This window comes from Tardiphaga sp. 841_E9_N1_2 (assembly GCF_051811065.1).
In the GTDB taxonomy this organism is placed as follows: Bacteria; Pseudomonadota; Alphaproteobacteria; order Rhizobiales; family Xanthobacteraceae; genus Tardiphaga; species Tardiphaga robiniae.
In genome coordinates this window covers 2,509,345-2,535,691 of record NZ_JBPWQC010000001.1, presented here as the reverse complement: position 1 = coordinate 2,535,691, position 26,347 = coordinate 2,509,345, and the positions used below count along the sequence as shown (strand labels likewise).

The window sequence follows — 26,347 nt, the reverse complement described above, 5'->3', positions numbered from 1 at the left end:
AGCGTCGATTTGCAGGCGAAGTGGATCAGGGCTTCAGCGGTTCTGCCGGCTTCGCAGCGCCGTATTTTGCGCGGCGATATTGCGGATACCATTTGGTGAAGGCAACGGCAGAGTTGCGCGCGGCAAAGGCCACCGCAAAGCCGATCCACAGTGGCAGCGAGGGCATGTAGATGATCAGCATGTCCGCCACCAGCATCAGCACAAATGCGCCGGCCCAGGCCCAGGTGAGGATGTAGTTCGCCTTCATGAAGCCGGGCAGCTTCGAGGTTTCGGCGTCGACCATCTCGCGGGCATATTGCAGCGTGAAGGGCAGGCGGATCGCCAGCGACAGCAGCACGATTGAGAGCAGGCCGACATCGACGGCGAGGCGGACGGCCACCGCGCTCCAGTTGCCGTCGACCAGCGTGATGTAGCAGCCGAGCGCGCTGAAGATCAGCACCGAGCCTGCTGCAAGCATCTTCAGCGAGCCGCCGCGGATCACGTCCCAGACCACGATGCCGAGCGACAGCGCGGCTGCGGCGAAGAGGCTGATCGCGACCGATGACACCATCATCAGGATGGCGAAAGCACCGAACGGGGCGATGATGAGAAAGGAAGCCATGGCGTTTCCAGTTCGGGCTATTTTGACGTTTGTGAAGGTGCGTTGCGGGCTCGCTTATGAAGTCGTTGCGTCGCTGTGCAGCAGCCTGCGATCATATGTCTTGTTGTGAGAGCGGGCAGACATTGCCGACCGGCGTGAAAACGTCATGAGAAGCCGAGGCGGTCGCGCCTGATGGTTCGATACCGACGAGCGTGGTCCCGGTCACAACCAGCACGAGGGCCAGGCTGCCCCAGCTTGCCGTCCGGGTCATCATGTCCGGCCTGCGATATGCGGTTCGTGCGAGAACGAACTGCGTAGCAGCGCTTGCGATGGCGACGGCAGTCGCGATCAGCACGTCTCCTGCGACCGCAAAGGTCGTGAAGAAGGCGATGGTGGAAAGGAAGCCGATGGCCAGCTTGGCGAGGACGTTGATCATGGCGTGGTTCCGCGCGCTTGTTGTCGAATGAGTACTTTTTGTCGTTGTGCTTCAGGAAGCGGTGGCAGCCGCGCCGATCATGAGAAAGGACGTCACGCTGTTTTCCCGTCGCTCCATCTTTACGTTGTCAAGATTTCTTCTAGGCCTTGCCCGCGGGCTCGTCAACAAAAATCTTTACACTGTCAAAATTATGTGAGGCGAGATCTTTAACTGTCATTAGATCAATGGTTTATAAAGAATCAACCCAGTTGCCGTGAAAGCCCGCCGGTACCCGGTGACCGAGCTGGACAAGAGCGATCGGCCCCGCGGCGACATCGGTGGCGTTGAACACTGCCAGATCGCTGCGGTTCTGCCGGGCGCGCCACACCACCGCGAGCAGCCAGCCGTCGCCTTCGGCTGCATCCTTGCCGCGCGCGACGAAGACCGGCTCGGAGATGCTGTCGCCGAGCGGCAGCATATATTGGCCGAGCCTGACGCCGTCGCGCCAGACATGTGTGATCCCGGAAAAGGCCTTGCTGGCACCCGGTGCCGGGTTATCGCAGGCGTACCAGCCTTGCGTGCTGACGAGGCCGGAGCGGCGCTCGTCGATGCGCGGGAATTCGCCGGTAACGTCGTCGAGATAGGTGCGGGTGAAACGATCGGTATTGGCGGCCAGATCGAAGGTCCAGCGACATAGTCGCGCGTTGGATTTCGCAGGATCTGTCGGCGAGCCGTCGGGATGCGTGAACAGCGGCGCTTCCTCGGACTGCATGACGTCGGCGATGATGCGGTCGCCTTCCTCCCACGCATTCATCACATGGAAGACGTAGCAGGCCTCGGCGCGAAACCACTTGATATCATCGGCACTGCCGCCGCGCTTCATCACGCCGACGTAAGAACCCTTGTCCGGCTCCCAGGCATAGGGCGGGCGGCCTGATCGCGCCCGGTCCATGCTGCCGGTGATCGGCAGGATCGGAAACAGCAGGTAGTTCTCCGTGACGATGAAGTCGTGCACCATGCTGGCATAAGGTGCGTCGAAACGTTCGAAGCGCGTCACGATGCCCGATGAATCGATTGCGCCGAACGAGATCGTCGGACTGAAGATTCCCCGGGCATTATAGCCGAAGAAATTCATCTCTCCGGTAACGGGATCGATCTTCGGATGCGCGGTGAACGGCCCGCCAATGCGCCCGCTATAGTTCTGATAGCCGAGCGTCTTCAGCGTGCCCGGTTCGATCTCGGTTGGCGCATGGCCTTCCTCCAGCGCGAGCAGGCGGCCGGCATGAAAGACGATGTTGGTATTGGCCGCGCCTGAGTCATTCCCAAGCGAAGCGGGGGCATCCGGCATTTTCTGGCCGAAGCCGCGATAGAGCGCGCGGCCGGCATCGTGCTCGGCGAGAAATTTCGGCGTGTGGATCCAGCGATTGCGATAGCTCGCGCGGCCGTCCTCGATGTGAAAGGCATGCAGCATGCCGTCGCCGACAAACCAGTGCGAGCCTTTGGTTTCGAATTGAGGATTGGGGCCGTTGCGGTAGAGCGTGCCGTTGAGCTCACGTGGCAGTTCACCGACGACTGTCAGGAACGGCGCGTCGCACTCCATCGGGATCGGCGCAAGATTGTCATGAGCAGCCTCGATCGGGTCCAGCAGCGCCATCGTCGTCTCCCATGCCGTTATCTTTACGTTGTCTAGATTGCTAGATGTGAGCGGTCGGCCCGTCAAGCAAAATCTTTACAGTGTAAAAATGACGACCTATAACATGACCATGACGAAGCAGACCAAGACCGCGAAACCGCGCGCCGTTCCGCAAGACCGCCGCAAGAAGGTCGCAGGAATTTCGCAAGCCAAGCGCGCGGCCAAAAAAAACGCCGGCGCCGAATCTCCCTATCATCACGGGGACTTGCACGGCGCGCTGCTGAAAGCCGCGGAAATCGTGCTGGAGCGCGATGGACTATCTGGCCTGACGCTGCGCGCCGTCGCCCGCGAAGCCGGGGTCTCGCACGCCGCACCGACTCATCACTTCGGCGACCTCACCGGCCTCGTCAGCGAACTGGCCGCCATCGGCTTCCGCAACTTCAACGCCACAATGACTGCGGCTGGTGCGAGCGGCACGACGCCGCTCGAAAGCGCGCTCGCCCGCGCCAAGGCCTATCTCGCTTATGCGCGCGCGCAGCCCGGCATGTATCAGCTGATGTTTCGTACCGAACGGCTCGACATGACGCGGCCGAATCTGCGCGAGGCAGCCAATGCATCCTTCGCCGGTCTTGCGAGCGTGGTCGGCGCACATCATCCGGGCAATGTCGCCACCGATGCGCTGACCATCGAGCAGGCTGCGCAGATCGCGCGGACGTGGTCGCTGGTGCATGGTTTCACCATGCTGACCCTCGATGGCCGGCTCACTGATATCCTGCGCCGCTTGCCTGATGGCACCGACGCAGAGAAGCTGTTCGTCGAGATGTTGAAGATCACCGTCGCCAGGGCGATGGAGACGCCGAAGTAGCGAAACTCTTTGCGAAGCGCCTGCGTCGTGTGCAGGCGCTGTTTGCGGTAGCTATCGCTGTCCGTCATGCACCGAGATATCGGACGCGGCCAGCCCGCCAATACGTGCATGCGGTCTTCCGCCGGTGGCCATCACCAGGCCGAAGGCGATCTCATCGCGGCGCGGGCCATCCCAGATGGTCATTTCAGCAGTGCTGAAATGACTGCGGACATAGGCCGCTTCGATATGGCCGAGCGGGACCATCAACCGTGTGCCGATCCCGCCGACGGTCTTCGCGGCCGGCACGATGGCTTTGGGCTGGCCGAGAATCTCGCGCATCGCCCAGCCGCCGGCCTCATGCCACACCGCTGCATGTTCGAGCTCGCCATCTTCACCGACGATCATGCCCTTGCCGTAGGCTTCGATCTTGTCCTTGCCGCCGAGCGCCTGAACGAGTTCGGCCGCAAGTGTGCGTCCAAGTTCGCGTAGTTCGGCCTGGAAGGCCATCAGGTCGGGCTCGTAGCGACCAGCAAAAGGATTGCGGATGATCGCAAGCGCCGTGCCGACATGGAGCGGCTGCGAGAGACGCGGCCCACGTTCGTGCCAGACCGTCTCGACGGAAATCTGGGTCTTGCGAATGTCATAGGATGTCATGGCTGACCCAGTCCGTGTTTTGCGAGCGTTGTGAGGAAGCCGTCCACTGACTACTCGTCGATGACGGGATTGCTGAGGATGCCGAGTTTCTCGATCTCGACTTCGACGACGTCGCCGGCCTTCAGGAAGATTGGAGGCTTGCGCGTAAAGCCGACGCCGGCAGGCGTTCCCGTTGCAATGACGTCACCCGGGACGAGGTCGAAGATTTCCGACGCGTAGTTGATCAGCCGGGGAATCGAGAAGATCAAAAAGGATGTGTCCGAGGATTGGACGATGTCACCATTCACGCGGGTTTCGAGCTTGAGCTTGGTGGGATCCGGCACTTCATCGGTGGTCACCAGCCACGGGCCGAACGGTCCGGTGCCGACGAAATTCTTGCCGGCCGCGATCTGCTGCGCGTGTCGCTGATAATCGCGGACGCTGACGTCGTTGTAGATCGAATAGCCCGCGATGTGGTTCATTGCCTCGCTTTCGGGAATGTGTCGGCCGCCTTTGCCGATCACGACAGCGAGTTCACCTTCCCAGTCCAGATGTGTGGAGACTTTCGGCCGGATCACCGGCTGGTTGTGGCCAACCTGTGAGCGCCAGACCCGCAGAAAGATCGGCGGGAATTCGGTGATCTGGCGGTCCATGCCATGAGCCACCGCTTCCTTGTGGTGGTCGAGATAGTTGCGCACCGCGCAGACGATCTTTTCGGGGCGGGGGATCACCGGCAGGTAGCTGATGTCCGAGAGCTTCAGGTCCGGCTTGTGTCCGTCAACGATCTGGTCGCGCTTGGCGAAGTCGGGGCTGGCGATGAAATCGGCGAGCGTCGGATAGTGCGGGAGCGCCTTGCCGAGATCGACGATCGCGTCGTTGACGACGGCTCCCCAGCTCTCGCGCTGCTGATGGCTGAAAGACAAGAGCTTCATGATGAGGCCTTCCAATGTAATCCCTGATGTCGAAATTTCGTAAGTTTATTATATTTTCGAAAATGATGCCTGACAAGAGGGCTGCGGCACCTGCGGCGACTTTCAACGTGGGATGTTGGGCCTGCCGTCTGTTTCTTCGCCGACTAGCCGGCGATGCCGTCTCAGGATTCAGTCAGCAGATGAGACGCGTATTTCACGACATTGTCGGAGGTGCTGCGGATGTGCCGGTCGATCAGGGATGTGGCCAGTGCCGTGTCGCGGGCGATCGCGGCCTGCATAATGGCGCGATGCTCACCGACCTTGTCGCGTGGTTGGGGGCGAAACATAGCGGACAGGTTTCGATAGCGTTCGGCGCGCTCGAACAGCGAAGCCCGAATGCCGAACAACGTCGGGGAGCGCCCGCACGACACCAGCGCCTCGTGAAACTGGCGATGGGCGATCTGCCATTCCGGATTCTCGACGTGATTACCGGGAAGCCTTTCCTCAATGCGCCCCAGCCTGTGCAGGGTCGACATAACCGCTATTTCCCAGTCATCTCCGCCATTTGCGATGGAGCGGCTGAGCAGTTCGATCTCGATCAGGATCCGGGTCTGGGTGATGTCGATCAGGTCGTCGCTCGTAACGGGCGCCACGCGAAAGCCGCGCTGCTCCTCGGCAACGACCAAGCCGTCCGCCGTCAGCGACGTCAGCGCCTCGCGCAGGGTCGTGAAGCTTGCGCCGAAAGCGAGCTTCAAGGCATCGAATTTTAGCGGTTCGCCAGGCTTGAGCCGGCAAGCGACGATATCCTGACGCAGTCGGTGCGTGATATCGACTGCGAGTGTTTTGCCGAATTCTTTGCGCGATTTGACGGCCGAAGCAGTCATGGAATGGACCTCAGATTCCGCCGGCTGATGGCGCCGGCTGGTTGCAGAATGCCGGCGCATGACCGCTATTGCAATAATTTTCGTAATAAGACATATTTTCGAAAATAAGTTCTGCAGGGTGGATTCATGAAGGCTGTGCTGGTTCATCGTCCCGGTGGTCCCGACGCGCTCGATTATGTCGATGTCGCCATTCCGGCTCCGGGCCCGAAAGAGGTGCAGATCAAGGCTGAGGCTTTTGGCGTCGGCCAGCCGGACGCCCTGATCCGGCGCGGCGTCTACAAATGGATGCCGCTACTGCCGGCCAATCCGGGGAATGATGTCGCCGGGCGCATCTCCGCGGTCGGTCACGGTGTTGTCGGCATCTCGGTCGGGCAGAAGGTTTTGCTGAGCGCCCGCGATCTGTCACAGCGCGGCGGCTGTTACGCCGAATATGTGGTGGCGCCGGCCGATGCCATTCATCTGTTGCCTGATGCCGTCGATCTTCAGGACGCCGTCTGTCTTGCCAACTATCAAGTGGCCTGGGCGCTGCTGCATGAATGCGGTGGGCGTAATCCCGCAGGCAGTGTGCTTGTGATTGGTGCTGCTGGCGGTGTCGGCACGTCGATCGTGCAATTGGCGAAGCTGGCAGGCATGACGGTGATCGGTACGGTCAGCACGACGGAAAAAGCCCAATTCGCGAAATCCAACGGTGCGGATCACGTGATCTTCTATCGTGACGAGGACGTCGTCGCGCGGACGCGCGAATTGACCGAGGGGAGCGGTGTCGGCCTCGTGCTCGACCATGTTTGCGGTCCCGAATTCGTCTCCTATCTCGGCGTGCTCGGCAAATGGGGAACGCTGGTTTCCTACAACGCCTTCGCCGGCCTTCCCGAAGAAAACCTGATGGGAGAGATGCGGAAGTATCTCGACGTCTGTCCGGCTGTCCGCTGTTTCTCCTTTCACATCTACGACCATGACCGCGATGCGCGCCGCGCCATCATGGGGAAGTTGATCTCGCTGCTTGGGCGCGGGGAGATCAAGCCCGCAATCTCCGCGCGGCTGAAATTATCCGAGGTCCGGCAGGCGCACACGCTGCTGGAGTCCGGAGGCGCACTCGGCAAGATCATCATGACCCCGTAGGCGAACGGCTATTGGTCTAGAACGAGATACGGAGGACCACATGATCAAGGTAAAACGCATCAGGCATGTGACGTTCGTTACGCCTGATATCGACAGGCAGATCGACTACTATCAAACGGTGGTCGGACTCGGTGTGGTGACGCGTGACGCCAGTCGCGCATCGCTAGCTTCCGACTCGGACGAGCTCGCCGTCGTCCTGCATCGTGGCGATCAGGCGGCCTGTCGGCGATTGACCTTCGAGGTGGCGCCTGATCTGGATTTCGCCGACCTCGTGGCAACACTGTCGCGTGCTGGAATTGCAGCCGAGATCCAGTCCGATCCGCTCCCTGGTGTGTCCCGTTCGGTGCTGTTCCGCGACTTTGAGGAAATGGAGATCGAACTGGTTGCGGGGCCGACATTCGCTGTCGCGGAGCAGCCTGTCGGCGGCATTGCAGCCGACCGCCTCGGCCATATCGCGCTCTACACGCAAGACCCGCTGAAGGCGTCGAAATTTTATGGTGACGTGCTGAATTTCCGGGTGTCGGACTGGATCGACGACGCCTTCGTCTTCATGCGGTGTGGTTTTGATCATCACTCCGTCAATTTCGCGCGCGGCCCAGGTCGGCGATTGCATCACGCGGCGTTCGAGCTCCGTGATGCCTCGCACATGCATCGCGCCTGCGACCTGCTCGGGCGCAAGAAGATGCAGATCCTGTGGGGGCCGGTGCGTCATGGCCCGGGCCACAATGTTGCGATCTATCACCGCGACCCCGATGGCCATCTCATCGAATTGTTCTTCGATCTCGATCAGATGATCGACGAAGAGCTTGGCTATTTCGAGCCACGCCCATGGCACCGGGATCGTCCGCAGCGCCCCAAGGTCTGGGTAGGTCTCCCCCGAGATATCTGGGGGCCGGCTCCATCGCCGGAGCTCGCGGAGTTCAAACGCAAGGCGACATGACATCGCTGCCGACAAAGTCGCCGCCATGAAGCGACAGATCGGCACCTCGGCGATCAGTGCTGAAGAGATAAAAGGGGAGGAAATAATGAGCCAGCTGTCGAAATCTATTCGGGGCAGAGTTCTCGCATGCCTCGCGGTGTCTGTATTTATAGTCTCGTCGATCGACGTGCCTGGCGCCTCAGCGCAAGCCTACCCAAATCGTGTCATTCGTATCGTTCACGGTTTCGCATCGGGTGGGGCGGCGGACACGCTCTCTCGCGTCGTTGCCGACGGGCTGGCGAAACAGCTTAATGAGACCGTCATCGTCGAAGCGAAGCCTGGTGCAGGTGGCAATCTCGCATCGGACGCGGTCGCTAAGGCCGCGCCTGACGGATACACGCTCGGCCTTGTGACCGGGGGCCATGCGATTTCTGCAGGGCTTTACAAGTCGCTGTCCTATCAACCCGTCGATAGTTTCGAGATGATCTCCACGATCGTCTATTACGCGCTCGTCGTCGCGACCCGCAGCGACTATGAAGCAAAGACGCTGGGAGAGCTCATCGCGCTCGCAAAGGCCAAGCCGGGATCGTTGAGCTTCGGATCGGTCGGCTTCGGCAGCACGCATCACCTTGCTGGCGAATTGTTGAAAGCAGCAGCCGGCATCGACGTGTTGCACGTGCCCTACCGCGGCGACTCTCAGGCGATTACCGCGTTGCTCGCGGGCGATGTGCCCGTGATCGTTGGCACCAGCGTGCTTGTTGCGCCACAGATCGAGAGTGGTGCGGTGCGCGGCCTCGCCGTCACATCATCGACCCGGAGTGCTTTGCTGCCGAATGTTCCATCGGCCGGCGAGGCAGGTCTGAAGGGGTTCGATGTCAGGACGTGGGCCGGGCTGCTGGCGCCGAAGGGCACTCCGCCGGCGATCATCGCCCAACTCAACGCGGCCGTTCTGAAGTCTCTGGCCGACCCGGGGATCAGGGCGCGGCTGGAAGCGGCGATCGGTGGCGAGGTGCGGGGAAGCACGCCGCCGGAAATGCGTGAATTGGTCACGTCGGAAATCGCGCGATGGACGGCGGTGATCGACGCCGCGAAAATACCGAAACTTTGACCGCACGATCGATCTGAACCTACTTGGCCGGGCCCGGGATATTGCGCGATGCCATCGCCAGTGCCGTAGCCCGGCCGCCGATGCCGATCACGCTGACCTTGTCCGTCTTGCAATCGAAGCCGCGGGCGAGTTCGTCAGCGGCTTTGCGGGCCAGCTCGTTGGCCTCCGGATTGGCCGTCACGTCGATATAGGCGACATGGCACACGGCGCCCGGCGGCAACCGCGTGACCACCAGCATCTGTTTGGATTTTGGCCGGCCATTTTTCTCGGGATCATCGTTATCGGCGATGTGCCAGCGCTGGATCATGGCGAATGGTTTGCCGGCGATGGTGCGCCATTCGATGGTATTGGTCGTCGAATTGAACGGGCTGAAGCCCTGCGACGCTGCGGGCTCGCTGTTGGCGGCCGCAGCCGTGGTGCCGGCCGAAATGGTTTCGCGGAGGTCATCTTCGTTCTTGAACACGACGAGGCCTGCGGGGCCCTTGCAGACCTGTTCTCGCGCATAGTCGTCGCCATCGATCTTGAAGTTGGAGACGCCGCGGCAATCCCTGTCGGCCACGGAGCTGTAGAGGCTGCCGATATTGTCGGCTGCGGCGAGCGACGTGGCGCCAAGCAGGATCGTTAGGGCGGCGGCGAGGGCGGGCAGGCGGGGCATTCAAGGGCATCCAGCACGGGAAAGGTGCTGCTTTGACGCTCACAAGCTGGGGAAGGTTCAACGGAAGCGGCTGACAGGGCTGGTTGAATCGCGCTAGACAGCTTGGTCAGCCTTCATTTTGTCTCCAGCAGCGTCAGTTCCTCATCCCATGCCCGCCTCGACTTCCGCTAAGCCATATCGCATCGGCCGTTCCAAAACAGGTCTCGGTCTTTTCGCCACCCAGCCGATCAAGAAGGGCGTCAAGATCGTCCAATACTTCGGGCCCCTGCTGGATTCGAAGAACGAGAAGCACGACGCGATCGAGAACAAGTATCTGTTCCAGATCAGCAAGCGCTGGACCGTCGATGGTTCGATCCGCAAGAACATTGCGCGCTATATCAACCACGCCTGCAAGCCGAACGCCGAGTCCGACGTCAATGCGGCGAAGAAGAAGATCATCATCCGCTCGATCAAGAAGATCGAGCCGGGCGAAGAGATCAACTACGATTACGGCACGGAGTATTTCAAGGAATACCTGAAGCCGATCGGCTGCAAATGCGATTCCTGCGAGAAGAAGCGGAAGAAGAAGCGCGCCGAGGCACGTGCCGAGAAGCTCAAGGCCAAGGAGAAGGCCGAGCGTAAGGCGCTGAAGAAGGAAGAAAAGGCGAAGGCCAAGAGGGCTAAAGATAAGGCCAAGAAGGCCAAGTCTTCGGGCAAAGCGGCTTCGGGCAAAGCCAAAACGACCAAGGCCGCCGCGAAGAAGACCTCCGCAGCGACCAAGGCCAAGTCTGTTAAGGCCAAGTCAACTAACAGGTCGGCCAAGGCCAGCAAGGCAAAGGCCGGCAACGCCAGGAGCAAGGCGGCTTAAGCCGCCTGTGCCGCTGCGCTCCGGCGCAGCCCGATATATTGCAGCTCCGCAAACACACCGACTGCGATCGCCTGCGCGGCCACGAAAATCTGGCCGAGCAGGTTCGGCGTCACCGCGCCCGAGAACAGCAGGCCGATGCTGCCCAGAGTCCACAGGGCATTGCCGACGATGATCACCAGCACCAGCAGCTTCGGCATGGTCGCGCGGGTGCCGAGCCAGCCGACCAGCGCCGCATAGGCGATCAGAAACAGACCGGATTCCAGCAGCAGTGCTTCAGGCAGATGCAGCAGCGGCGCCAGCATGGCCGCGGCAAAGGTCAGCAGCAGCGCCATGGCGCCGCTGACGACAGCGTCGATCTGGATGGCGCGGCGGAGCAGGAGAGAGGGATTGATCATGGTCGTTGTCCTTCGGTTGGTCGTTGTGGATGTCCCGACCATGACGGCGCCGCGGAGCCAAATCGATTACCTGTGAGGTCATGGAAGCTGCGAAATTCGCGTGTTAGCTTTTTGCCATGAACACACAGCTTGCAGCGTCCTCCGCAACATCCCGGCCCGCTGGGATCGGCCATCATTTGCGCGAATGGCGGCAGCGCCGCCGCCTGAGCCAGCTGGATCTGGCCGGCGATGCCGAGATTTCCACGCGTCATCTGAGTTTCCTGGAGACCGGCCGCGCCTCGCCGTCGCGCGAGATGGTGTTGCGGCTGGCCGAGCGGCTCGACGTGCCGCTGCGAGAGCGCAATGTCTTGCTGGTGGCTGCTGGCTTCGCACCGGCCTTTCCGCAGCGTGCGCTGGACGATCCCGCGCTGAATTCAGCGCGACAGGCCATTGACCTCGTGCTGAAGGCCCATGAGCCCAATCCGGCGCTGGCGGTCGATCGGCACTGGAATCTCGTGTCCGCCAACCGAATGGTGATGCCGCTGCTGGAAGGCATCGCGCCGCGCTTGCTCGGGCAGCCCTTCAATGTGCTGCGGCTGAGCTTTCATCCGGAGGCGTTGGCCCCGCGCACCGTCAATCTTGGTGAATGGTGCGCGCATCTGCTGGAGCGCCTGCACCGGCAATGCGAGGCAACCGCCGATCCTGACTTGCTCAAACTGTATCAGGAATTGAAGACCTATCCGGTACCGGCGCGGTCGGCGCCGATCGCGGCTGACAGCGTTGTGGTGCCGTTCCGGATGAGGCTGGGCGACGATGTGCTGAGCTTCATGTCGACGACCATGACCTTCGGTACGCCGCTGGATATCACCCTGTCGGAAATCGCCATCGAGACGTTCTTTCCGGCGGATGACGTCACGGCGAACAGGCTCCGGGAGATCGCTTCAAACGGGACCTAACGGCCTTGTCCGCGATGTCCACGACGCCTATTTGTGGGCGGAACAAATACAGGGAGCCCGCCCATGAGCACCATCAAGCCGCTTCAGATCGATATCGTCTCCGACGTCGTGTGCCCGTGGTGCTATATCGGCAAGCGCCGGATCGAGAATGCGCTGGCGCTGGTCCCCGACGTGCCGGTGCATGTCAATTGGCGGCCGTTCTTCCTCAATCCGTGGATCCCGCGCGAGGGCATTGATCGCTCGACCTATCTGGAGACCAAATTCGGTTCTGTCGAAGCCTACAAAGGCATCGCCGGCCGTGTCGTCGATGCGGCCGAGCAGGAGGGCCTGACCTACCGGCCGGACAGCGTAAAGCGCCAGCCGAACACCATCGATTGCCACCGGCTGATCCATTGGGCCGAAGCCTCCGGCAAGTCGGCCGAGGTCAAACAGCGCCTGATGGAATTGTATTTCCGCGATGGCGGAGATCTCACGCAGAGTGAGACGCTGGTGCAGGCTGCGGCCGATGTCGGGCTCGATGCGGACGATATCCGCAAGCGCCTCGCCACTGATGAGGACGTCGCGCTGATCTCAGGCAACGCCAAGGAAGCCGCCGACAAGGGCATTTCCGGCGTGCCGACTTTCGTATTCGCCGGCAAATATGCGGTGTCCGGTGCGCAGGATGCGGAGAAGCTCGCGCGCGCGATCCGTCAGGTCTCGGCGGAAGTGAACGCGGAGGCGGCCGAGTAAGGGCGCGCGCTTACGCGCCCTTCAGATAGTAATTCGCCTTCTTGCCGAGCGCGATGCGGCGCAGCAGTTTACGCATGGCCAGTGAGCTGCGCAGCGGTTTGATCACCGTGGTGACGGTCCGGTAGAAGGCCAGCTTCAGCGTATCCAGTATCGGCTGCTGGCCGGGCGGCTTCTGCGGCAAGCCGATGCCGCGCAGCATCGAGTTGAAGAAGTGCAGGTCGTTGATGCGGCGCACTTCCTTGGTCTTCCAGGTGATTGCCATCGAGATCGAGAACGATCCGGCCGTGCGCACCCAGTGCGGCCACTGATAGGGCACGTAGCAGCCATCGCCATCGAACATGTGAAACTCGACGGCGCGCGGTGCGAAACTGTCGTCGAATTTGAGATTGCGGTGCTTGGTCATCGAGCGCTCGATCTCGTCGTCGGAGACGATAGCACGGTCCTTGTTGTCATAGATCGTGAAGAACTTCTCGCCGTGGATCTGGACGAAGAAGTTATCCTCGCTGTCGAGATGGAACGGTGTGGTCGAATTCGGCGACGACACGAACAGGAAGCCTTCGAGCTGTTCGAAGCCGGCATCGAGCAGGCTGTTGAAGCCGCGGGCGCGCGCCACCGACAGCAACGTGTCTTCGAGCAGTTGGCGATACTCCGGCGAGTTCTCGATCCGCTTCAGCACCATCCACGCACCAGCGGTCTCGATGCGCTTGACCACTTCGACCGGGTCGAGATCCACCGACGGGATCGCGTCGGGGTCCTGGCTGATCGCGACCTTTCCCGAATTGTATTCGATGAGATCGCGCGGCAGTTCGGATGCGAGCTGCGCGATACGCTGCAGCGTCAGCAGCGGATGTCCGGCAAGCTTGTGCTTGATGGCGAACGGCTTCAGCGGAAAATCGTTCTTGAGCGATTGATTGGCGGCCGAGATCACCGGCGCGACGTCAGTTGCAGCGTTCATGGTTGAACCCCTGGATATCTATCGGAGGCGGTTGCGGATGGAGCGGGCGACGTGCCGCAGCGGCTCGCGGATCGAGCGACGCAAGGTGAGTGCGCCGTGGATCAGCGATACCAGCGGATCGTGCTTGCGCAGCGGAATCAGCACGTCGCCGATGGCAAGGCGGCCGCGCCAGATCGGGTCGATCATCGGGTGGCCGGCATTGGCCGTGGAGTCGGCGCTTGCAATCACGGGATCGGCGCAGAGATGCCGCGTCACGTCGAGCGTGAGTTGCACGCCGGGGGACAGTTTGGCGAAGCGCTCGTCGACGCCAAGCTTGAAGTAGAAGGCACGATCGAGATGTCTGAGCAGCACACCGGAGGCGACCGCCGTGTCGCCGGCGCGCAGCGTGACGATCTCGCATTGGCCCTGTTCGGCGAGCGCCTTGGTGGCGCTGCGGATGAAGGCATTGTCGCCGGCATCCTGCATCAGGGCGGTGCCGCGTTTGCCCTTCCATCCACTCGCTTCCAGCGTCAGGAACGTGTCGATGGTCGCAGCGATTTCCGCCGGCGTGCGCGCGATCTCGAATGTCACATCGCCATGTTCGACGAGACGATTGCGCTGGCGGCGCAGTTCTTTCAGCTTCTTCGCGCCGAGCGCATCGCGCAGCAGATCCTCGGCATCGCGCGTGGCATCGAGGCAGGCGCGGGCGTGCGATTGCAGGATGCGCGGCGCAAGATCCTGCATGGCGAGCGACTTGCGGATCGCCTGCATTGCGGCGCCGTCGAGCGAGACGTTCTCGAGGATCAGCGCATGCGCGCCGGCCTTGCGGGCCTGCTCCAGCAGGCGCGTCACGGCGTCCGATGCCATGTCGCGATCGAGCAGCGGCGTCGAGAGCGTGCCATAGGGATCGGCGCTGACCAGTGCCGGGAGCGGAATGCGATAAGCGCGCCGCGCCGTGATCACCGGCAGCAGCCCGATCAAGCGGGGCATTCCGGTGTCGCTCATCCAGGCGCTGAGCGCGGCGACATCGGTGCGGCCGCGCGCGGATGCATTGACGGCCAGTTCCCAGTCGGCGAGGTAATAGCCGTTCGGCTCGATGGCCTGCTGCGCGAGCGCGCGCCATGGCTCGGGCGCGATTGCTGCGAGCGGCGCAAGCGCATCGGGCGCAGACGCTGGGCGGTTCGTCGCGGTCATCCCGGCGCCCGTTGCTCTGCTGCCATGCATGCCGGCTGGGTTTGCAATGTCGACCACGTCCCCGATCCCCGTCGCAAGGAAGGCGGCGCAGGCCGCTTCTCCATTGCTGTCTGCGGAGACTAGGCGAAACATTCCAAGATCCGGTTTTTCCGGACACGAAATTTGACGGGAATGTGCAACCGATCGTTCACCAAACGGTCGCTGAAAAGCCTGTGTTTTCAGCGGATATGGGTCGGCCGGGGTGGCGAGTGCCGGAGTATTCGCTCGTTTCCCAGGACGGGCGGACCTGCGGTCGATGGTCGCGGCCTCGCCATGTTGGGGCTGGAAAATGGCCTGCACGTCAGGCTATCAAGGCGCCGGAGGGACGCATGATGAGAGCATTGGTATTGGCGATCGCGGCAGTGGCGCTTCTGGCTGCGCCGGCGACAGCGCAGATGGGCGGCAAGCGCGGCGGCGCCGATCATGCGCCTGGGCCCGAAAAGCCGAAGATCGACGAGAAGGCGTACAAGGCCGCCTTGGAGCGCGTTCCGACTCCCAAGGAAAAATACGATCCATGGGGCGGCGTCGCTCCTGCTCCCGCGCCTACAACGGCAGCGAAGAAAAAGTAATCTTCGACTGCATATGTCGCACGCGGTTCCCGTGAACCGTGCTTGCGTTGACAGCGACCAAATTGGGCAGCGGCAGGCCGTCGCATTGTTGGCGTGCGGCCATCCTGATTTCAGTTGAATCAGGCGGGGAATTATCCGTCGCGCGAGCTGGCCCAGGCCGGGGAGACTGTTCGATGGTTCGTCCTGTCATTCGCAGCGCGATCGTTGCAGCGACGGTAATGCTCGGCTCGCAAGCCGCATGGGCGGAGAGTCGTCTGGCGCTGGTGATCGGGCAGTCCTCCTATCGGTCCATCGCGCCGCTCCCCAATCCGGTCAATGACGCCAAGGCCATGGCGCAGATGCTCGGCGATGCCGGCTTCGAGGTGCAGTCGGCCACGGACCTGTCGCAGACCGATCTGCGCGCCAGGATCGCCGGCTTCGCCGCCAATGTGTCCGCCAAGGGGCCCGACACGGTGGCGCTGGTGTTCTATGCCGGCCACGGTTTGCAGATCGACGGCGAGAACTATCTGGTGCCGGTCGATATCGATCCGAAGCGCGAAGCCGATATTCCGCTGCAGGCGGTGCGCCTCAACGACATCCTGAACACGCTGACATCCGTGCCGAGCAAGAGCCGCATCATCCTGCTCGATGCCTGCCGCAACAATCCGTTTCCGGCCATCAGCAAGACCACCGGCCGCGGGCTTGCCCAGGTCGACGTGAAATTCGGCACGCCCGGCACACTGCTGTCATTTTCAACATCGCCTGGCGCCGAAGCCGAAGACGGCAAGGACGGCAACAGCCCCTATACGACGGCGCTGCTGAAGGCCGGCCGCGAGCCGGGCCTGCCGATCGAGGATGCGTTCAAGCGCGTGCGGCTGTCGGTCAATCAGGCCACCGAAGGGCGGCAAACGCCGTGGGAGAGCTCGTCGCTGGTCAATGATTTTCGCTTCTTTGGCACTGATGCCGGCGCCAAGCCCGCCGTGACCAAGAAGACCGTCGATCAATGGCGCAAGGAGCTGCAGGGCAAGCCGGTGCAGGACGCCAACAATCTGATCGTGTCGGACGGTTCGGTGGAAGCCTATGAGGCCTTTGTCGGCCTCTATGCCGAGCCGCCGCTCGGCCCGCAGGCGAAAGAATGGCTCGACCGTCACTACAAGATGGTGGCGTGGAATAACGCCGTCATCACCAACACCGCGCCGTCCTATCGCGACTTCCTGGCGAAATATCCCGACAGCGATCTGACATCGACCGCGCAGAAGCTCGAGGAGCGCACGCGCAACAAGCCGGTGCCGGATGCGGTAGCGAACGCGCCGACCAATGTCGCATTGGCCGGACCGGGCCCGACATGCCCGTGCGGCACGCCGCCCGCAGCAGCGCCTGCATCGAAGAAAGCGGAGAAAACCACCGAGCCCACGAAGAAGCGCGCCGACAAGCCATCGCCACCACCGCGGCGCGGCCGCGAGATCGTGGAGGAAGAGGTCATCATCCGCCGTGCGCCGCCGGTCTATTATGAGCCGGTACCGCGCGTCTATTACGGCGGTGGAGGCTATGGCGGTTACGGCGGCGGCAACTATGGCGGCCGCGGGCGCTACTGACGGGCGCCTACTCGAACGCCACGCCAAGCTGGCGGTCGTTATTCCAGACCGGCCGGCAGCGGCGGATGAAGTGATCCGCCTCGATCACCAGCATGAAATTTTGCGGCAGGCCGAGCGGGCTTGCGATATCGACCCGCGCGCCGGAGGCCGAGAGGTTGCGGACGGTGCAATCGATACCGCCGCCGCCAAAGGCCAGCGTGCCGCGCTTCAGAACCCGGTGTCGTGGAGCCGTTCGTTTCTCGATCATGATTGTCGTCCGCATCGTCTGCATGCGCCACGTCTAGCACCGCGATCTTGCCGGCCGATAAAGCCGATCCTGGAAATCCGGACCCGCCTGTTCATCCTTCGTGAAGTTCTGGAGGATCAGAAGATTTCATAAAAATATCAAATCAAGGAAATGAACTCCATGATACCGTCGGGCCGTTGGACGCTCAGCCAACCATCGGCCGGCGTCATTTTCGGGGAAGGGGACCATGATGAAATTCGCCTGCGCGTTTCTGACTGTCGCTGCCATGTTCTCTGCCGCGCCGGCCCAGGCTGTCGTGCTCGATCTGTCCACCATGTCCTGCAAGCAATTCGTCGAATCCGGTCCCGACGAGATCAAGATGGTGCTGACCTGGATGGACGGCTGGTACAAGGGCGACTCGGACGATGCGATCATCGACACCGAGGTGTTCGTGGAGAACGCCAAGAAGTTCGGCACCTATTGCGCGGCGCACCCGACCATCAGCATCGTGACGGCCGCGGAGAAAGTGCTGGGCGACTAGGCTCCAGTCCAGGCAGCGCCCGGGTTTCCCGGTTTCCGAAGGTTTCAACCTGCGTGAGGCACGACGGGGTGCCTTGCGTCAGGCGCTTGGCGTGCCCGAATGGCCAGTGGTATAACGCCTCCGAAATTCACGGAGCTTTGGTGCCATGAAACGATCCAGCAAACTATTCAGCGTCGTCGCAGTGCTCGCGCTTTTGACCGGCCCGGCCGCCGCGCAGATGATGAACCTGATGCCGGAGGTGAAGTCCAAGTCGGCGGAGGAGAAGGAGCAGGACGCGATCACCGAGAAGGCGTATCGCGAGTCGCTGCGCAAGATTCCCGACACCAAAGCCGCGGCCGATCCATGGGGCAATGTGCGCAGCGATGCGCCGAAGGCGGCTGCACCCGCTAAACAGCCACGCACCAAGACCGGCAGCGCTGCGAATTGATCAGGCCATGACGTGGCATCGGCGGCTCGTGCCGCCGGGCGCGCAAATGGACTGAAGCCTGCGCGCGGCCACTGACATATGCGCCTGTGTCAGTTGCTCCAGGACAGCGGCACTTCGAACAATCCGCCGCTGTCTTCATTCTCGACGACGATCGCGCCCCTCACGACGCCTAGGCTGCGCACCATCTCCGATGCGAGCTGACGTGCGTGCAGCATCGCTTCCTGATCGTCCTTGAAGCTCGTCCCTTCTTCGTCGAGGAACGTGTTTTCGGCGATAATATGAAAGAAATATCGAGGCACGGGAAACGACCACAGCTGGCGCGCGTGTAAATGGCTTGCAGCACCTGAGGTTGCTGTAAGACAATGATACCGCTAAACTAACTTGTTCCGTGCGTCGATAGAAATGTGCAAAATTTGCGGCAAATAAACGGTTTTTTTGCGCGGCCAGTCGCGCGTGCAGGGATCCGCTTTCGGAACCGTGATGCATCTCTGGGTTGTCATCGAAGGCGGCCATTGTATCGGGCGCCATGATCGTTGCGGTATGATGGGATGAGATACGGGCGTCATCCGGCCGCGGTTTCACATAGGGGCCATCATGTTGTCGGGTATTTGCATGTGCTCTGGCCGTGATGATCGGGTGCAACCTCTATGGCGAGCCGCGGATCGCAGGTGAGCACATCGCGATGCAGTGGGGCTTCGACGGCAAGCCGACATGGGATGCGCCGAAGCGGATTGCACTGTGGGGCATGGTCGTCTTCATGCTGACGGTGCGCCTGATCATCTGGACGGCGACGACCTTCGCACCGGAGAAGGTTCACGGCGCCAATCTCGGACTCATGTTGGCGTCGGTGATCATCGCAGCGTCGCACATTTTCATTGTGCTGAAGGCCATCAAGCAGACCTGAGTTGCGGCATGACGTCCTTCTGCGGCGGCTGGCTTCGCCGCGCGAGAGAGGCTAGGGGAGCATCAGGGCGGAGAACGAAGCCGCCGTCATAGGCGAGGGACACATGTCACGCGACCGGTTCTGGTTCTTCCACCCGTTTCGGGTGCGCTATTCCGAGATCGACGGCCAGGGCGTCGTGTTCAACGCGCACTATCTCACTTACTTCGACACGACCATCACCGAATATTTTCGTGCGCTCGGCTATGACCAGTTTGCCGATGCCAAGGCGAGCGGCGTCGACTTTCACGTCGTCAAATCGGTGATCGAATACAAGGCGCCGATCCTGTTCGATCAGGAGCTGGACGTCGCCGCGCGCGTGGCGCGAATCGGCAATTCCAGTCTGGTGTTCGAACTCGGCATCTTCGCGCGCGCAGCCGACGATCTGTTTGCCACCGGCGAGATCGTCTGGGTCAATACCGATCAGAAGACCCATCGCCCGGTGCCAATCGCGCAACCGATTCGCGATCTGATCGCCACGCGCGAAACGCATCTCGCGGGATAAGGCACAGGTGACATGGGCCGGTGCGCGGCGCCGGGCGACTCTAGGCTGGCTCGTCCAGATCGTAGAAATGGGCGAGGCCCCGGCAGATCTCCATCAACCGGTCGCGAAAGGGGGTCTGTGCCGGATCCGAGTAGCTGACGATGACGCGCCAGCTGTCATCCAGCGAATAGATGATCACGCTCATGTTCTTGGGCCATGGCCCGGCGATTGCGGCGGCTTCTCGAATGATCTTCTGAAGTTCGGCGGCGGTTTTCTTTGGCTTGGGCATCCACGCTCCCTGGCTAGAAGCGTTCTAAAGTGGTGGCAGGGAACTGTCCAGAGTGTGCCGGCTCGCAGTTTGTGCGACCCGACTTGCCTGTCTTGGGGTGACCCGGGCGTCCGGCCGGTTCAACCGCTGCACTGACCAAAAGAGGCCGCGCCCCGAGGCGGCCTTACCTTGGCAACGTTCCCAGATCGCCCGATGAAGGCCTGCCCAGGGCAACGAATGCTGCGACCGCCAGAAGGCAGATAGGCGCAATCAGACCGAGCAGGTATCCGGCAAGACCGTGTCGAATGTAGATGCCCCAATAGTTGACGAGGCCGGGGTAACGGGAATCGGTGTTCGTATAGAAGACGACAAATTTTGCGGCGTTGGATATGTGCCCGTGTGACCACACGAGAAATGTAAATGCCAGCACGGTTGCGATCACGCAGAGTGCTGTTGCCACGACCATGCGCTGATTTCTGTTCATCGGATTTTACTCGCTGGCTTCACCCCCTGTTGTGCAGGAAAGCTGCACGAAGGTTCAAAGAAGGGAGCCTCGCCTCATGCACCGCTACGGGGTGCTTCGCTGCGCTTCACGAGCCAGCCTGGGATCTGCAGCGTGATCCATGATCCGAGCACCGTGAGGATCGCCATGCCCGCGAGCGAGATATAGAGCAGAGGATGTTGTGAGGATACGAGCGACCCGTTCAGGTGCAGGTGCGGGCGGATCATGTCCATGATCATGCCGACCAGGCTCGCCGCCACGAAGCCGCCGATGACCGACGCGACAATGCTCGCGATCCATCCGAGCGGGCCGCGCTTCTTTGTCCAGGCGTCGTGAATTCCCACCGCCAGCATGGCGATAACCATGATCAGCATGATGGTCATCGGGCCACCCACGCTCGACCTGGGCATCGCGCCACTGAGTTCGACGAGCAACAGGGCAGCGACGGAGAGCAGTGCGATCGTCTTCACGGCGTGTGACCTTCCCATGTCGGATTGAACGCATGAGCGATGCGGACATCCTGTTGTGCGGGAAACGCGCAGGAAGGTTCAAAAGTGGCTCGGTCAATCCCAGTCAGGCCACGGCCGTTTTCGAACCAGGCCAGTGCAGCGTGAACTGGCCAGTACCGCGTTTCCCGACAACCTGTCGGCGGCCATCTTCGATGATTTGGAAGCCTGCTTGCAGCTATCTTTGAAGAAGGCAAAGCGTCGAGCAGGGTGAAAGAAGCCGCCTCAGTGGGTGGCCTTACTTTAGGAAAACGAGGGTTGCGACTATCGCGACGGGATTAGCTCCGCCACGATGATGAAGGCGCTATAAAGGTGTTCTTTTGACACGTGGTTTCCCTCATCTGAGGGAACGATTTATATGCCTGCCTCAGGGAAAGTCCTGTGCACTTTGTGCCAAAAACCAAATCAGGCCACTGCCGTCTTCAAACTAGGCCACTAGGGTCGGAAACAGGCCAGTACCTGGAGCTACTATGACCGAAGCAGAGATATCGGCAGCCCTCGCAGCGCTAGAAAAGATCGGACACGATGCGAGCGGGTGGGAAACGCTTTTTCGCGACCCAGTCTCCGGAGCTTTATGGGAGATCACTTACCCACATAGTGAGATGCACAGCGGCGGTCCACGCCAGTTGGGTGAAATCGCGCCTTCCGATGCGGAAACCAAATATCCCGGACTTTTCAAATTAGGCCACTGAAAGATAAAACATGCCAGTACCCAGGGTACTGGCATGTTTCGACCCCTAGTGGCCTAGTTTGAAAATTGCAGTGGCTTGATTTGTCAGCCTCCACCTTTCGACTAAAGTTATTTTAGCTTGGAGAGCGCTGCTATGAGCGAAGAAGACAAATATGACAGATATGGCGTTCTGGTAGATCCCGCTGAACGGTACCAAGATTTTATGCTCCAGATTTACGACCTTTGGAGTTTGGCCAACGAGTTTGATTAACCATGCTGCGCCAGCCTCTAAGCAAAAAGTTCAGTATTCAAACTGAGACACTACCCCAAATTCTCAAAAGAACATATTGCGAACATAGAACAGATAGGGTACATTATTTTCAACCCGAACAGCGCCGCCATCCTGGGGCTTGCCGTTTGTCCTGTCGCGAATCCCTTCATAAGGAGCTAGATCAATGGCTACCACTCCGACTGCCCTGCGTATCGTTGAAGGATCCTCCATGGATAAGACCAAGGCCCTGTCGGCCGCGCTCTCCCAGATCGAGCGCCAGTTCGGCAAGGGCTCGGTGATGAAGCTCGGCAAGAACGACCGGTCGATGGACATCGAGGTGATTTCGTCGGGCTCGCTCGGCCTCGATATCGCGCTCGGCGTCGGCGGTCTGCCGAAAGGCCGCGTGATCGAGATTTACGGACCGGAATCCTCGGGCAAGACGACTTTGGCGCTGCATTGCGCCGCGGAAGCCCAGAAGAAGGGCGGCATCTGCGCCTTCATCGACGCCGAACACGCGCTCGACCCGGTCTATGCCCGCAAGCTGGGCGTCAATGTCGATGAACTCCTGATCTCGCAGCCGGATCACGGCGAACAGGCGCTGGAAATCGCCGACACGCTGGTGCGCTCCGGCGCGGTGGACGTGCTGATCATCGACTCCGTGGCAGCGCTGGTGCCGCGCGCCGAACTCGAAGGCGAAATGGGCGACGCGCTGCCCGGCCTGCAGGCTCGTCTGATGAGCCAGGCGCTGCGCAAGCTGACTGCCTCGATCAACAAATCCAATACGATGGTGATCTTCATCAACCAGATCCGCATGAAGATCGGTGTGATGTATGGCTCGCCGGAAACCACCACCGGCGGCAATGCGCTGAAATTCTATGCTTCGGTGCGTCTCGACATCCGCCGCATCGGCGCGATCAAGGAGCGCGACGAAGTGGTCGGCAATTCGACCCGCGTCAAGGTGGTGAAGAACAAGCTGGCGCCGCCGTTCAAGCAGGTCGAATTCGACATCATGTATGGCGAAGGCGTGTCCAAGATGGGCGAAATCCTCGATCTCGGTGTCAAGGCCGGCATCGTCGAGAAGTCCGGCGCCTGGTTCTCCTATGACAGCCAGCGCCTCGGCCAGGGCCGCGAGAATTCCAAGGCCTTCCTGAAAGCCAATCCGGACATGACCGCCAAGATCGAAGCCTCGATCCGGCAGAATTCCGGCCTGATCGCCGAGCAGATTCTCGCCGGTCCCATCGAGCGCGACGAAGACGGCGGTGACGGCGAGGAGCCGGCAGAAGATTGATCGGATCGGGTCCGAAGACGCACTGACGTTCATGCGCAGTGATCTTGCCGGACCGATCTTGCAGCCGACATTTCGGCTGAATGATTTCGCGGTGGGTGCTGTGGGGGTCTGTTGCCGATTCCCTGCGGTGCCTGCCGCGTTGTCGTTTCAGGCGTCCTGATCTGGGTGCGCGCTGATCGCAATTATCGCCGCGCGGCGGGGACAGCTTCGCTTGGCGGCGCGATCAGTTTGTTGACCGCATGACAGGCGACGCCGTCGACCAGATCCGGCACGACTTTGCGACAGAGATCGAACACTTCCGGGCAGCGCGGATGAAACGTGCAGCCCGATGGCGGGTCGATCGGATTCGGAATCTCGCCGGAGACCGCGATGCGTGCGCGGCCTGACATGGCCAGATCCGGCACAGCGCCCAGCAGCATGCGCGTATAGGGCATGCGCGGCGCGCGGAAGAGTTCGCGCCCTTCCGCAATCTCCACGATTCGCCCGAGATACATCACGCCGATCCGGTCAGCCATGTGCCGGACCACGGCAAGGTTATGGCTGATGAACAGATAGGTCAGGCCGAATTTGTCCTGCAGTTCGCGCATCAGGTTGAGAATCTGCGCCTGCACCGAGACATCCAGCGCGGAGGTCGGCTCGTCGCAGACGATGAACTCGGCCTCCGATGCGAGTGCGCGGGCAATCGCGATACGCTGGCGCTGGCCGCCGGAGAACTGATGCGGATATTTCTGCCCGTCGTCGGGATGCAGGCCCACCAGCGTCAGCAATTCGCCAATGCGGGCGCGAATGTCGCGCTCGCCCTGAATGAGATCGAAGGCGCGGATCGGTTCAGCGATGATCGCATCAACGCGCAGCCGCGGATTGAGGCTCGCATAGGGATCCTGAAAGATCATCTGGATGCGCTTGCGCAGCAGTCTTCGCGCGCCCGCCTGGCCGGGATCGCTCATCGAGACGCCGTCGATGATGACGTCGCCGGATGTCGGCGGCAGCAGCCCGACCACCATCCGCGCCACCGTGCTCTTGCCCGAGCCGGATTCGCCGACCAACGCAAAGGTCTCGCCGCGTTTGATCTCGAAGGAGACGCCGTCGACCGCTTTTAGAAACTCCATCGGGCTGCGCTCGATGACGCGGTTCAGCCAGGGCTTCGAGACATCGAAGGCGCGTTTGAGATTGCGGGCCTGCACCAGCGCCGTCATGCCGCGCTCTCCGCATGGGCATGATCATAGAGATGACAGGCGACCTGCTGGGCGCCGACAGCGATCGGCTCCGGCCGCTCGATACGACAGCGGTCGAACGCAAAACTGCAGCGCGGATTAAACGCACAGCCCTGCGGAATGGCCGACAGCCGCGGCATCGAGCCTGGAATCTGCACCAGCCGCTGCGAGGCATCGCCGGTCAGTGTCGGGATCGCGCCCATCAATCCCTTGGCATAGGGATGCAGCGGGTTTTGCACCACGTCGCGCACCGGTCCGATCTCGGCGATGCGCCCGGAATACATCACGGCGACGCGGTCAGATGTCTCGGCGATCACGCCCATGTCGTGGGTGACCAGCATCACCGCGGTGCCGTGGTCGCGGCCGAGCCGTTTGATCAGCGCAATGATCTGCGCCTGCACGGAGACATCGAGCGCGGTGGTCGGTTCGTCCGCGATGATCAGTTCGGGCTCGGCCGCGATCGCCAGCGCGATCACCACGCGCTGCCGCATACCGCCGGAGAATTCATGCGGATAGGCATCGACGCGCTTGTCAGGGGCGGGAATGCCGACCTCGGCGAGCAGATCCACAGCGCGCTTGCGTGCCTGCGTCTCGTTCATGTTGAGATGGGTGCGGATCGTCTCCACCAGCTGGTCGCCAATCCGATACAGCGGATTGAGGCTGGTCAGCGGATCCTGAAAGATCATGGCGATGCGCTTGCCGCGAATCCGGCGCATCGCCTCCGCCGGCAGATTGTCGATGCGCAATCCGGACAGCAGGATCTCGCCGCCGGCGATGCGCCCGGGCGGATCGATCAGGCCGATGGCTGCGAGCCCCGTCACCGACTTGCCGGCGCCGGATTCGCCGACCACGCCCAGCACTTCACCCTTGGCGATGTCGAAGGACGCGCCGTCGATGGCACGCAGCGCGCCGCGCCGGCTGGCGAATTCGACGCGCAGGTTGCGCACGGAGAGAACGGGAACGCTCATATCGGGTACTGCTTGAGGTGAGGCGTCATTGCAGCTTCGGGTTCAGCGCATCGCGCAGCCAGTCGCCGAGCAGGTTGATCGACAGGATCAGCGAGGCGAGCGCGAGTCCGGGGAAGGCGATCACCCACCATTCGCCCGAGAACAGATAGTTGTTGCCGATGCGGATCAGCGTGCCCAGCGAGGGCATCGTGTCCGGCATGCCGGAGCCGAGAAACGACAGCGTCGCTTCGGTGATGATGGCGAGCGCCAGATTGATGGTGGCGATCACCAGGATCGGCCCCATGGTGTTGGGCAGCACATGGCGGACCATGATCACCCGCGCGGGCAGGCCGATCAGCTGTGCCGCGGCGACATAGTCCTTGTTCTTCTCCACCATCACCGAGCCGCGCACGGTGCGGGCATATTGCACCCAGAAGCTCAGCCCGATGGCCACCACCAGCACGATCAGCGTGGTCGAGGCATCCAGATGATTGCCGAGCGCCGACTTCACCACGCCGTCGATCAAGAGCGCGATCAGGATCGCCGGAAAAGTGAGCTGCACATCGGCGATGCGCATGATCAGGCTGTCCACGGCGCCGCCGACATAGCCGGCGATCAGGCCGAGCCCGATGCCGAGCACCGCGGCGAAACTGACGCCGAGCACGCCAACCACCAGCGAGATCCGCATGCCGTAAAGAATCGCCGAATAGATGTCGCGGCCCTGTTCGTCAGTGCCGAGCAGGAACGGCCTCTGGCCTTCCGCCGTCCAGAGCGGCGCGATGCGCGAGTTGATCAGTTCGAGCTGCGCCGGATCGAACGGATTCTGCACCACCAGCACAGGCGCAAACAGCGCCATCATCAGCAGCACGCACACGATCGCAGCCGCCACCATTGTGAGCTTCGAGCGGCGGAACGAATAGAAGATGTCGCTGTCGATGGCGCGAGCGAGGAGGGACGGTGTGCGGGGGATGGGGGTGTCGGTCATCGGGTACTCCGCGAAATCGTAGCTTGCGGATTAGCGCCCAACCTCTCCACGTCATCCCCGCGAAGGCGGGGATCCATACACACTGAATTCGCGGTGATGCGCTGTGGCCGCCGCAGCATTTCAATCACGTTTATCGTGGTTATGGGTCCCCGCCTTCGCGG

The 26,347-nt window shown here is 61.6% G+C and carries 33 protein-coding genes; 15 read left to right on the top strand and 18 right to left on the bottom strand.

What is annotated here, in order from left to right; genetic code table 11:
• Positions 1-25: 25 nt before the first annotated feature.
• From AB8A50_RS12300 to AB8A50_RS12290, 3 genes are all read right to left on the bottom strand, one after another.
• A complete protein-coding gene (locus AB8A50_RS12300) occupies positions 26-601 on the bottom strand; it encodes a hypothetical protein (protein ID WP_320444994.1) in 576 nt (191 codons plus the stop codon).
• Positions 602-692: 91 nt separating this feature from the next.
• A complete protein-coding gene (locus AB8A50_RS12295) occupies positions 693-1,016 on the bottom strand; it encodes a hypothetical protein (RefSeq protein ID WP_439077822.1) in 324 nt (107 codons plus the stop codon).
• Between the two features lie 229 nt (positions 1,017-1,245).
• Entirely contained in the window at positions 1,246-2,649 is a 1,404-nt protein-coding gene (locus AB8A50_RS12290; RefSeq protein ID WP_439077821.1) for a carotenoid oxygenase family protein, read from the bottom strand.
• A 103-nt stretch (positions 2,650-2,752) separates the two neighbouring features.
• On the opposite strand from AB8A50_RS12290, the gene AB8A50_RS12285 reads away from it, so the two are divergent.
• A complete protein-coding gene (locus tag AB8A50_RS12285; protein ID WP_439077820.1) occupies positions 2,753-3,493 on the top strand; it encodes a TetR/AcrR family transcriptional regulator in 741 nt (246 codons plus the stop codon).
• Between the two features lie 51 nt (positions 3,494-3,544).
• Here AB8A50_RS12285 and AB8A50_RS12280 read toward each other — a convergent pair whose 3' ends face one another.
• The 3 genes from AB8A50_RS12280 to AB8A50_RS12270 all read right to left on the bottom strand — a co-directional run bounded on the left by AB8A50_RS12280 (position 3,545) and on the right by AB8A50_RS12270 (position 6,047).
• Positions 3,545-4,126, bottom strand: a complete 582-nt coding sequence (locus tag AB8A50_RS12280) for an amino acid synthesis family protein (protein WP_439077819.1) — start codon at positions 4,124-4,126, stop codon at positions 3,545-3,547.
• 50 nt (positions 4,127-4,176) lie between these two features.
• The gene (locus AB8A50_RS12275; protein ID WP_439077818.1) at positions 4,177-5,037 is read right to left on the bottom strand and encodes a fumarylacetoacetate hydrolase family protein; all 861 of its coding nucleotides are present in this window, start codon (positions 5,035-5,037) and stop codon (positions 4,177-4,179) included.
• Positions 5,038-5,198: 161 nt separating this feature from the next.
• Positions 5,199-6,047 carry a GntR family transcriptional regulator gene (locus AB8A50_RS12270; protein ID WP_439077817.1) on the bottom strand — a complete coding sequence of 283 codons (849 nt, stop codon included), beginning with the start codon at positions 6,045-6,047 and terminating at the stop codon, positions 5,199-5,201.
• Here AB8A50_RS12270 and AB8A50_RS12265 point away from each other — a divergent pair.
• From AB8A50_RS12265 to AB8A50_RS12255, 3 genes are all read left to right on the top strand, one after another.
• Positions 6,027-7,019, top strand: coding sequence for a zinc-dependent alcohol dehydrogenase family protein (locus tag AB8A50_RS12265; protein ID WP_439077816.1), 993 nt, complete (start codon positions 6,027-6,029; stop codon positions 7,017-7,019). The two genes, AB8A50_RS12270 and AB8A50_RS12265, sit on opposite strands and share 21 nt — an antisense overlap.
• Positions 7,020-7,059: 40 nt before the next feature.
• Complete coding sequence (locus tag AB8A50_RS12260; RefSeq protein ID WP_439077815.1) at positions 7,060-7,959, top strand: VOC family protein; 900 nt, start codon at positions 7,060-7,062, stop codon at positions 7,957-7,959.
• A 136-nt stretch (positions 7,960-8,095) separates the two neighbouring features.
• A complete protein-coding gene (locus AB8A50_RS12255) occupies positions 8,096-9,046 on the top strand; it encodes a tripartite tricarboxylate transporter substrate binding protein (protein WP_439077814.1) in 951 nt (316 codons plus the stop codon).
• A 19-nt stretch (positions 9,047-9,065) separates the two neighbouring features.
• Here AB8A50_RS12255 and AB8A50_RS12250 read toward each other — a convergent pair whose 3' ends face one another.
• The gene (locus AB8A50_RS12250; protein ID WP_439077813.1) at positions 9,066-9,701 is read right to left on the bottom strand and encodes a hypothetical protein; all 636 of its coding nucleotides are present in this window, start codon (positions 9,699-9,701) and stop codon (positions 9,066-9,068) included.
• Between the two features lie 148 nt (positions 9,702-9,849).
• Between AB8A50_RS12250 and AB8A50_RS12245 the strand changes: the two genes are divergently transcribed.
• Positions 9,850-10,548, top strand: coding sequence for an SET domain-containing protein (locus tag AB8A50_RS12245; protein WP_439077812.1), 699 nt, complete (start codon positions 9,850-9,852; stop codon positions 10,546-10,548).
• On the opposite strand, the gene AB8A50_RS12240 is transcribed toward AB8A50_RS12245, so the two are convergent.
• Positions 10,545-10,943 (bottom strand): hypothetical protein, encoded by a 399-nt coding sequence (locus AB8A50_RS12240; RefSeq protein WP_439064466.1) that lies wholly within the window; start codon positions 10,941-10,943, stop codon positions 10,545-10,547. The two genes, AB8A50_RS12245 and AB8A50_RS12240, sit on opposite strands and share 4 nt — an antisense overlap.
• Positions 10,944-11,059: 116 nt before the next feature.
• On the opposite strand from AB8A50_RS12240, the gene AB8A50_RS12235 reads away from it, so the two are divergent.
• Entirely contained in the window at positions 11,060-11,878 is an 819-nt protein-coding gene (locus AB8A50_RS12235) for a helix-turn-helix domain-containing protein (protein ID WP_320444987.1), read from the top strand.
• A gap of 63 nt (positions 11,879-11,941) precedes the next feature.
• A complete protein-coding gene (locus AB8A50_RS12230) occupies positions 11,942-12,607 on the top strand; it encodes a DsbA family oxidoreductase (RefSeq protein WP_093756596.1) in 666 nt (221 codons plus the stop codon).
• Between the two features lie 10 nt (positions 12,608-12,617).
• Here the strand turns inward: AB8A50_RS12230 and AB8A50_RS12225 are convergent, their stop codons facing one another.
• Complete coding sequence (locus AB8A50_RS12225; protein WP_439077811.1) at positions 12,618-13,562, bottom strand: JmjC domain-containing protein; 945 nt, start codon at positions 13,560-13,562, stop codon at positions 12,618-12,620.
• Positions 13,563-13,580: 18 nt separating this feature from the next.
• Positions 13,581-14,792: a GNAT family N-acetyltransferase gene (locus tag AB8A50_RS12220; protein WP_439079969.1), complete on the bottom strand. Its 1,212-nt coding sequence runs from the start codon at positions 14,790-14,792 to the stop codon at positions 13,581-13,583.
• A 314-nt stretch (positions 14,793-15,106) separates the two neighbouring features.
• Here AB8A50_RS12220 and AB8A50_RS12215 point away from each other — a divergent pair, with 314 nt between their 5' ends.
• Together AB8A50_RS12215 and AB8A50_RS12210 are read left to right on the top strand one after the other, a co-directional pair.
• On the top strand, positions 15,107-15,343 hold the full coding sequence (locus AB8A50_RS12215) for a hypothetical protein (protein WP_320447847.1): 237 nt from the start codon (positions 15,107-15,109) through the stop codon (positions 15,341-15,343).
• A 173-nt stretch (positions 15,344-15,516) separates the two neighbouring features.
• Positions 15,517-16,917 (top strand): caspase family protein, encoded by a 1,401-nt coding sequence (locus tag AB8A50_RS12210; protein WP_439077810.1) that lies wholly within the window; start codon positions 15,517-15,519, stop codon positions 16,915-16,917.
• Between the two features lie 7 nt (positions 16,918-16,924).
• Here the strand turns inward: AB8A50_RS12210 and AB8A50_RS12205 are convergent, their stop codons facing one another.
• Positions 16,925-17,164 carry a PilZ domain-containing protein gene (locus AB8A50_RS12205; protein WP_175366534.1) on the bottom strand — a complete coding sequence of 80 codons (240 nt, stop codon included), beginning with the start codon at positions 17,162-17,164 and terminating at the stop codon, positions 16,925-16,927.
• Between the two features lie 226 nt (positions 17,165-17,390).
• On the opposite strand from AB8A50_RS12205, the gene AB8A50_RS12200 reads away from it, so the two are divergent.
• Both AB8A50_RS12200 and AB8A50_RS12195 read left to right on the top strand, forming a co-directional pair.
• Complete coding sequence (locus AB8A50_RS12200; protein ID WP_420878655.1) at positions 17,391-17,684, top strand: HdeA/HdeB family chaperone; 294 nt, start codon at positions 17,391-17,393, stop codon at positions 17,682-17,684.
• Between the two features lie 145 nt (positions 17,685-17,829).
• The gene (locus tag AB8A50_RS12195) at positions 17,830-18,111 is read left to right on the top strand and encodes a hypothetical protein (protein ID WP_120291323.1); all 282 of its coding nucleotides are present in this window, start codon (positions 17,830-17,832) and stop codon (positions 18,109-18,111) included.
• A gap of 89 nt (positions 18,112-18,200) precedes the next feature.
• Here AB8A50_RS12195 and AB8A50_RS12190 read toward each other — a convergent pair whose 3' ends face one another.
• Positions 18,201-18,410 (bottom strand): DUF6894 family protein, encoded by a 210-nt coding sequence (locus AB8A50_RS12190; RefSeq protein ID WP_089265143.1) that lies wholly within the window; start codon positions 18,408-18,410, stop codon positions 18,201-18,203.
• Between the two features lie 326 nt (positions 18,411-18,736).
• Here AB8A50_RS12190 and AB8A50_RS12185 point away from each other — a divergent pair, with 326 nt between their 5' ends.
• The gene (locus AB8A50_RS12185; protein WP_439077809.1) at positions 18,737-19,015 is read left to right on the top strand and encodes a hypothetical protein; all 279 of its coding nucleotides are present in this window, start codon (positions 18,737-18,739) and stop codon (positions 19,013-19,015) included.
• A 103-nt stretch (positions 19,016-19,118) separates the two neighbouring features.
• On the top strand, positions 19,119-19,556 hold the full coding sequence (locus AB8A50_RS12180; RefSeq protein ID WP_309948116.1) for an acyl-CoA thioesterase: 438 nt from the start codon (positions 19,119-19,121) through the stop codon (positions 19,554-19,556).
• A gap of 40 nt (positions 19,557-19,596) precedes the next feature.
• Here AB8A50_RS12180 and AB8A50_RS12175 read toward each other — a convergent pair whose 3' ends face one another.
• From AB8A50_RS12175 to AB8A50_RS12165, 3 genes are all read right to left on the bottom strand, one after another.
• Entirely contained in the window at positions 19,597-19,824 is a 228-nt protein-coding gene (locus AB8A50_RS12175) for a hypothetical protein (RefSeq protein ID WP_068735728.1), read from the bottom strand.
• Between the two features lie 163 nt (positions 19,825-19,987).
• Complete coding sequence (locus tag AB8A50_RS12170; protein WP_439077808.1) at positions 19,988-20,287, bottom strand: hypothetical protein; 300 nt, start codon at positions 20,285-20,287, stop codon at positions 19,988-19,990.
• Between the two features lie 74 nt (positions 20,288-20,361).
• Complete coding sequence (locus tag AB8A50_RS12165; RefSeq protein ID WP_439077807.1) at positions 20,362-20,775, bottom strand: hypothetical protein; 414 nt, start codon at positions 20,773-20,775, stop codon at positions 20,362-20,364.
• Positions 20,776-21,281: 506 nt separating this feature from the next.
• Between AB8A50_RS12165 and AB8A50_RS12160 the strand changes: the two genes are divergently transcribed.
• Both AB8A50_RS12160 and recA read left to right on the top strand, forming a co-directional pair.
• Positions 21,282-21,503, top strand: coding sequence for an Imm27 family immunity protein (locus AB8A50_RS12160; protein WP_439077806.1), 222 nt, complete (start codon positions 21,282-21,284; stop codon positions 21,501-21,503).
• Between the two features lie 433 nt (positions 21,504-21,936).
• The gene (gene recA / locus AB8A50_RS12155; RefSeq protein WP_089265133.1) at positions 21,937-23,040 is read left to right on the top strand and encodes a recombinase RecA; all 1,104 of its coding nucleotides are present in this window, start codon (positions 21,937-21,939) and stop codon (positions 23,038-23,040) included.
• A 182-nt stretch (positions 23,041-23,222) separates the two neighbouring features.
• On the opposite strand, the gene AB8A50_RS12150 is transcribed toward recA, so the two are convergent.
• The 3 genes from AB8A50_RS12150 to AB8A50_RS12140 are packed head-to-tail and all read right to left on the bottom strand — an operon-like array spanning position 23,223 to position 26,186.
• Positions 23,223-24,236, bottom strand: coding sequence for an ABC transporter ATP-binding protein (locus tag AB8A50_RS12150; RefSeq protein ID WP_439077805.1), 1,014 nt, complete (start codon positions 24,234-24,236; stop codon positions 23,223-23,225).
• Entirely contained in the window at positions 24,233-25,222 is a 990-nt protein-coding gene (locus AB8A50_RS12145; RefSeq protein WP_439077804.1) for an ABC transporter ATP-binding protein, read from the bottom strand. Before AB8A50_RS12145 ends, AB8A50_RS12150 begins: the two co-directional genes overlap by 4 nt.
• Positions 25,223-25,247: 25 nt before the next feature.
• Positions 25,248-26,186 (bottom strand): ABC transporter permease, encoded by a 939-nt coding sequence (locus tag AB8A50_RS12140; RefSeq protein WP_439077803.1) that lies wholly within the window; start codon positions 26,184-26,186, stop codon positions 25,248-25,250.
• Positions 26,187-26,347: the final 161 nt, after the last annotated feature.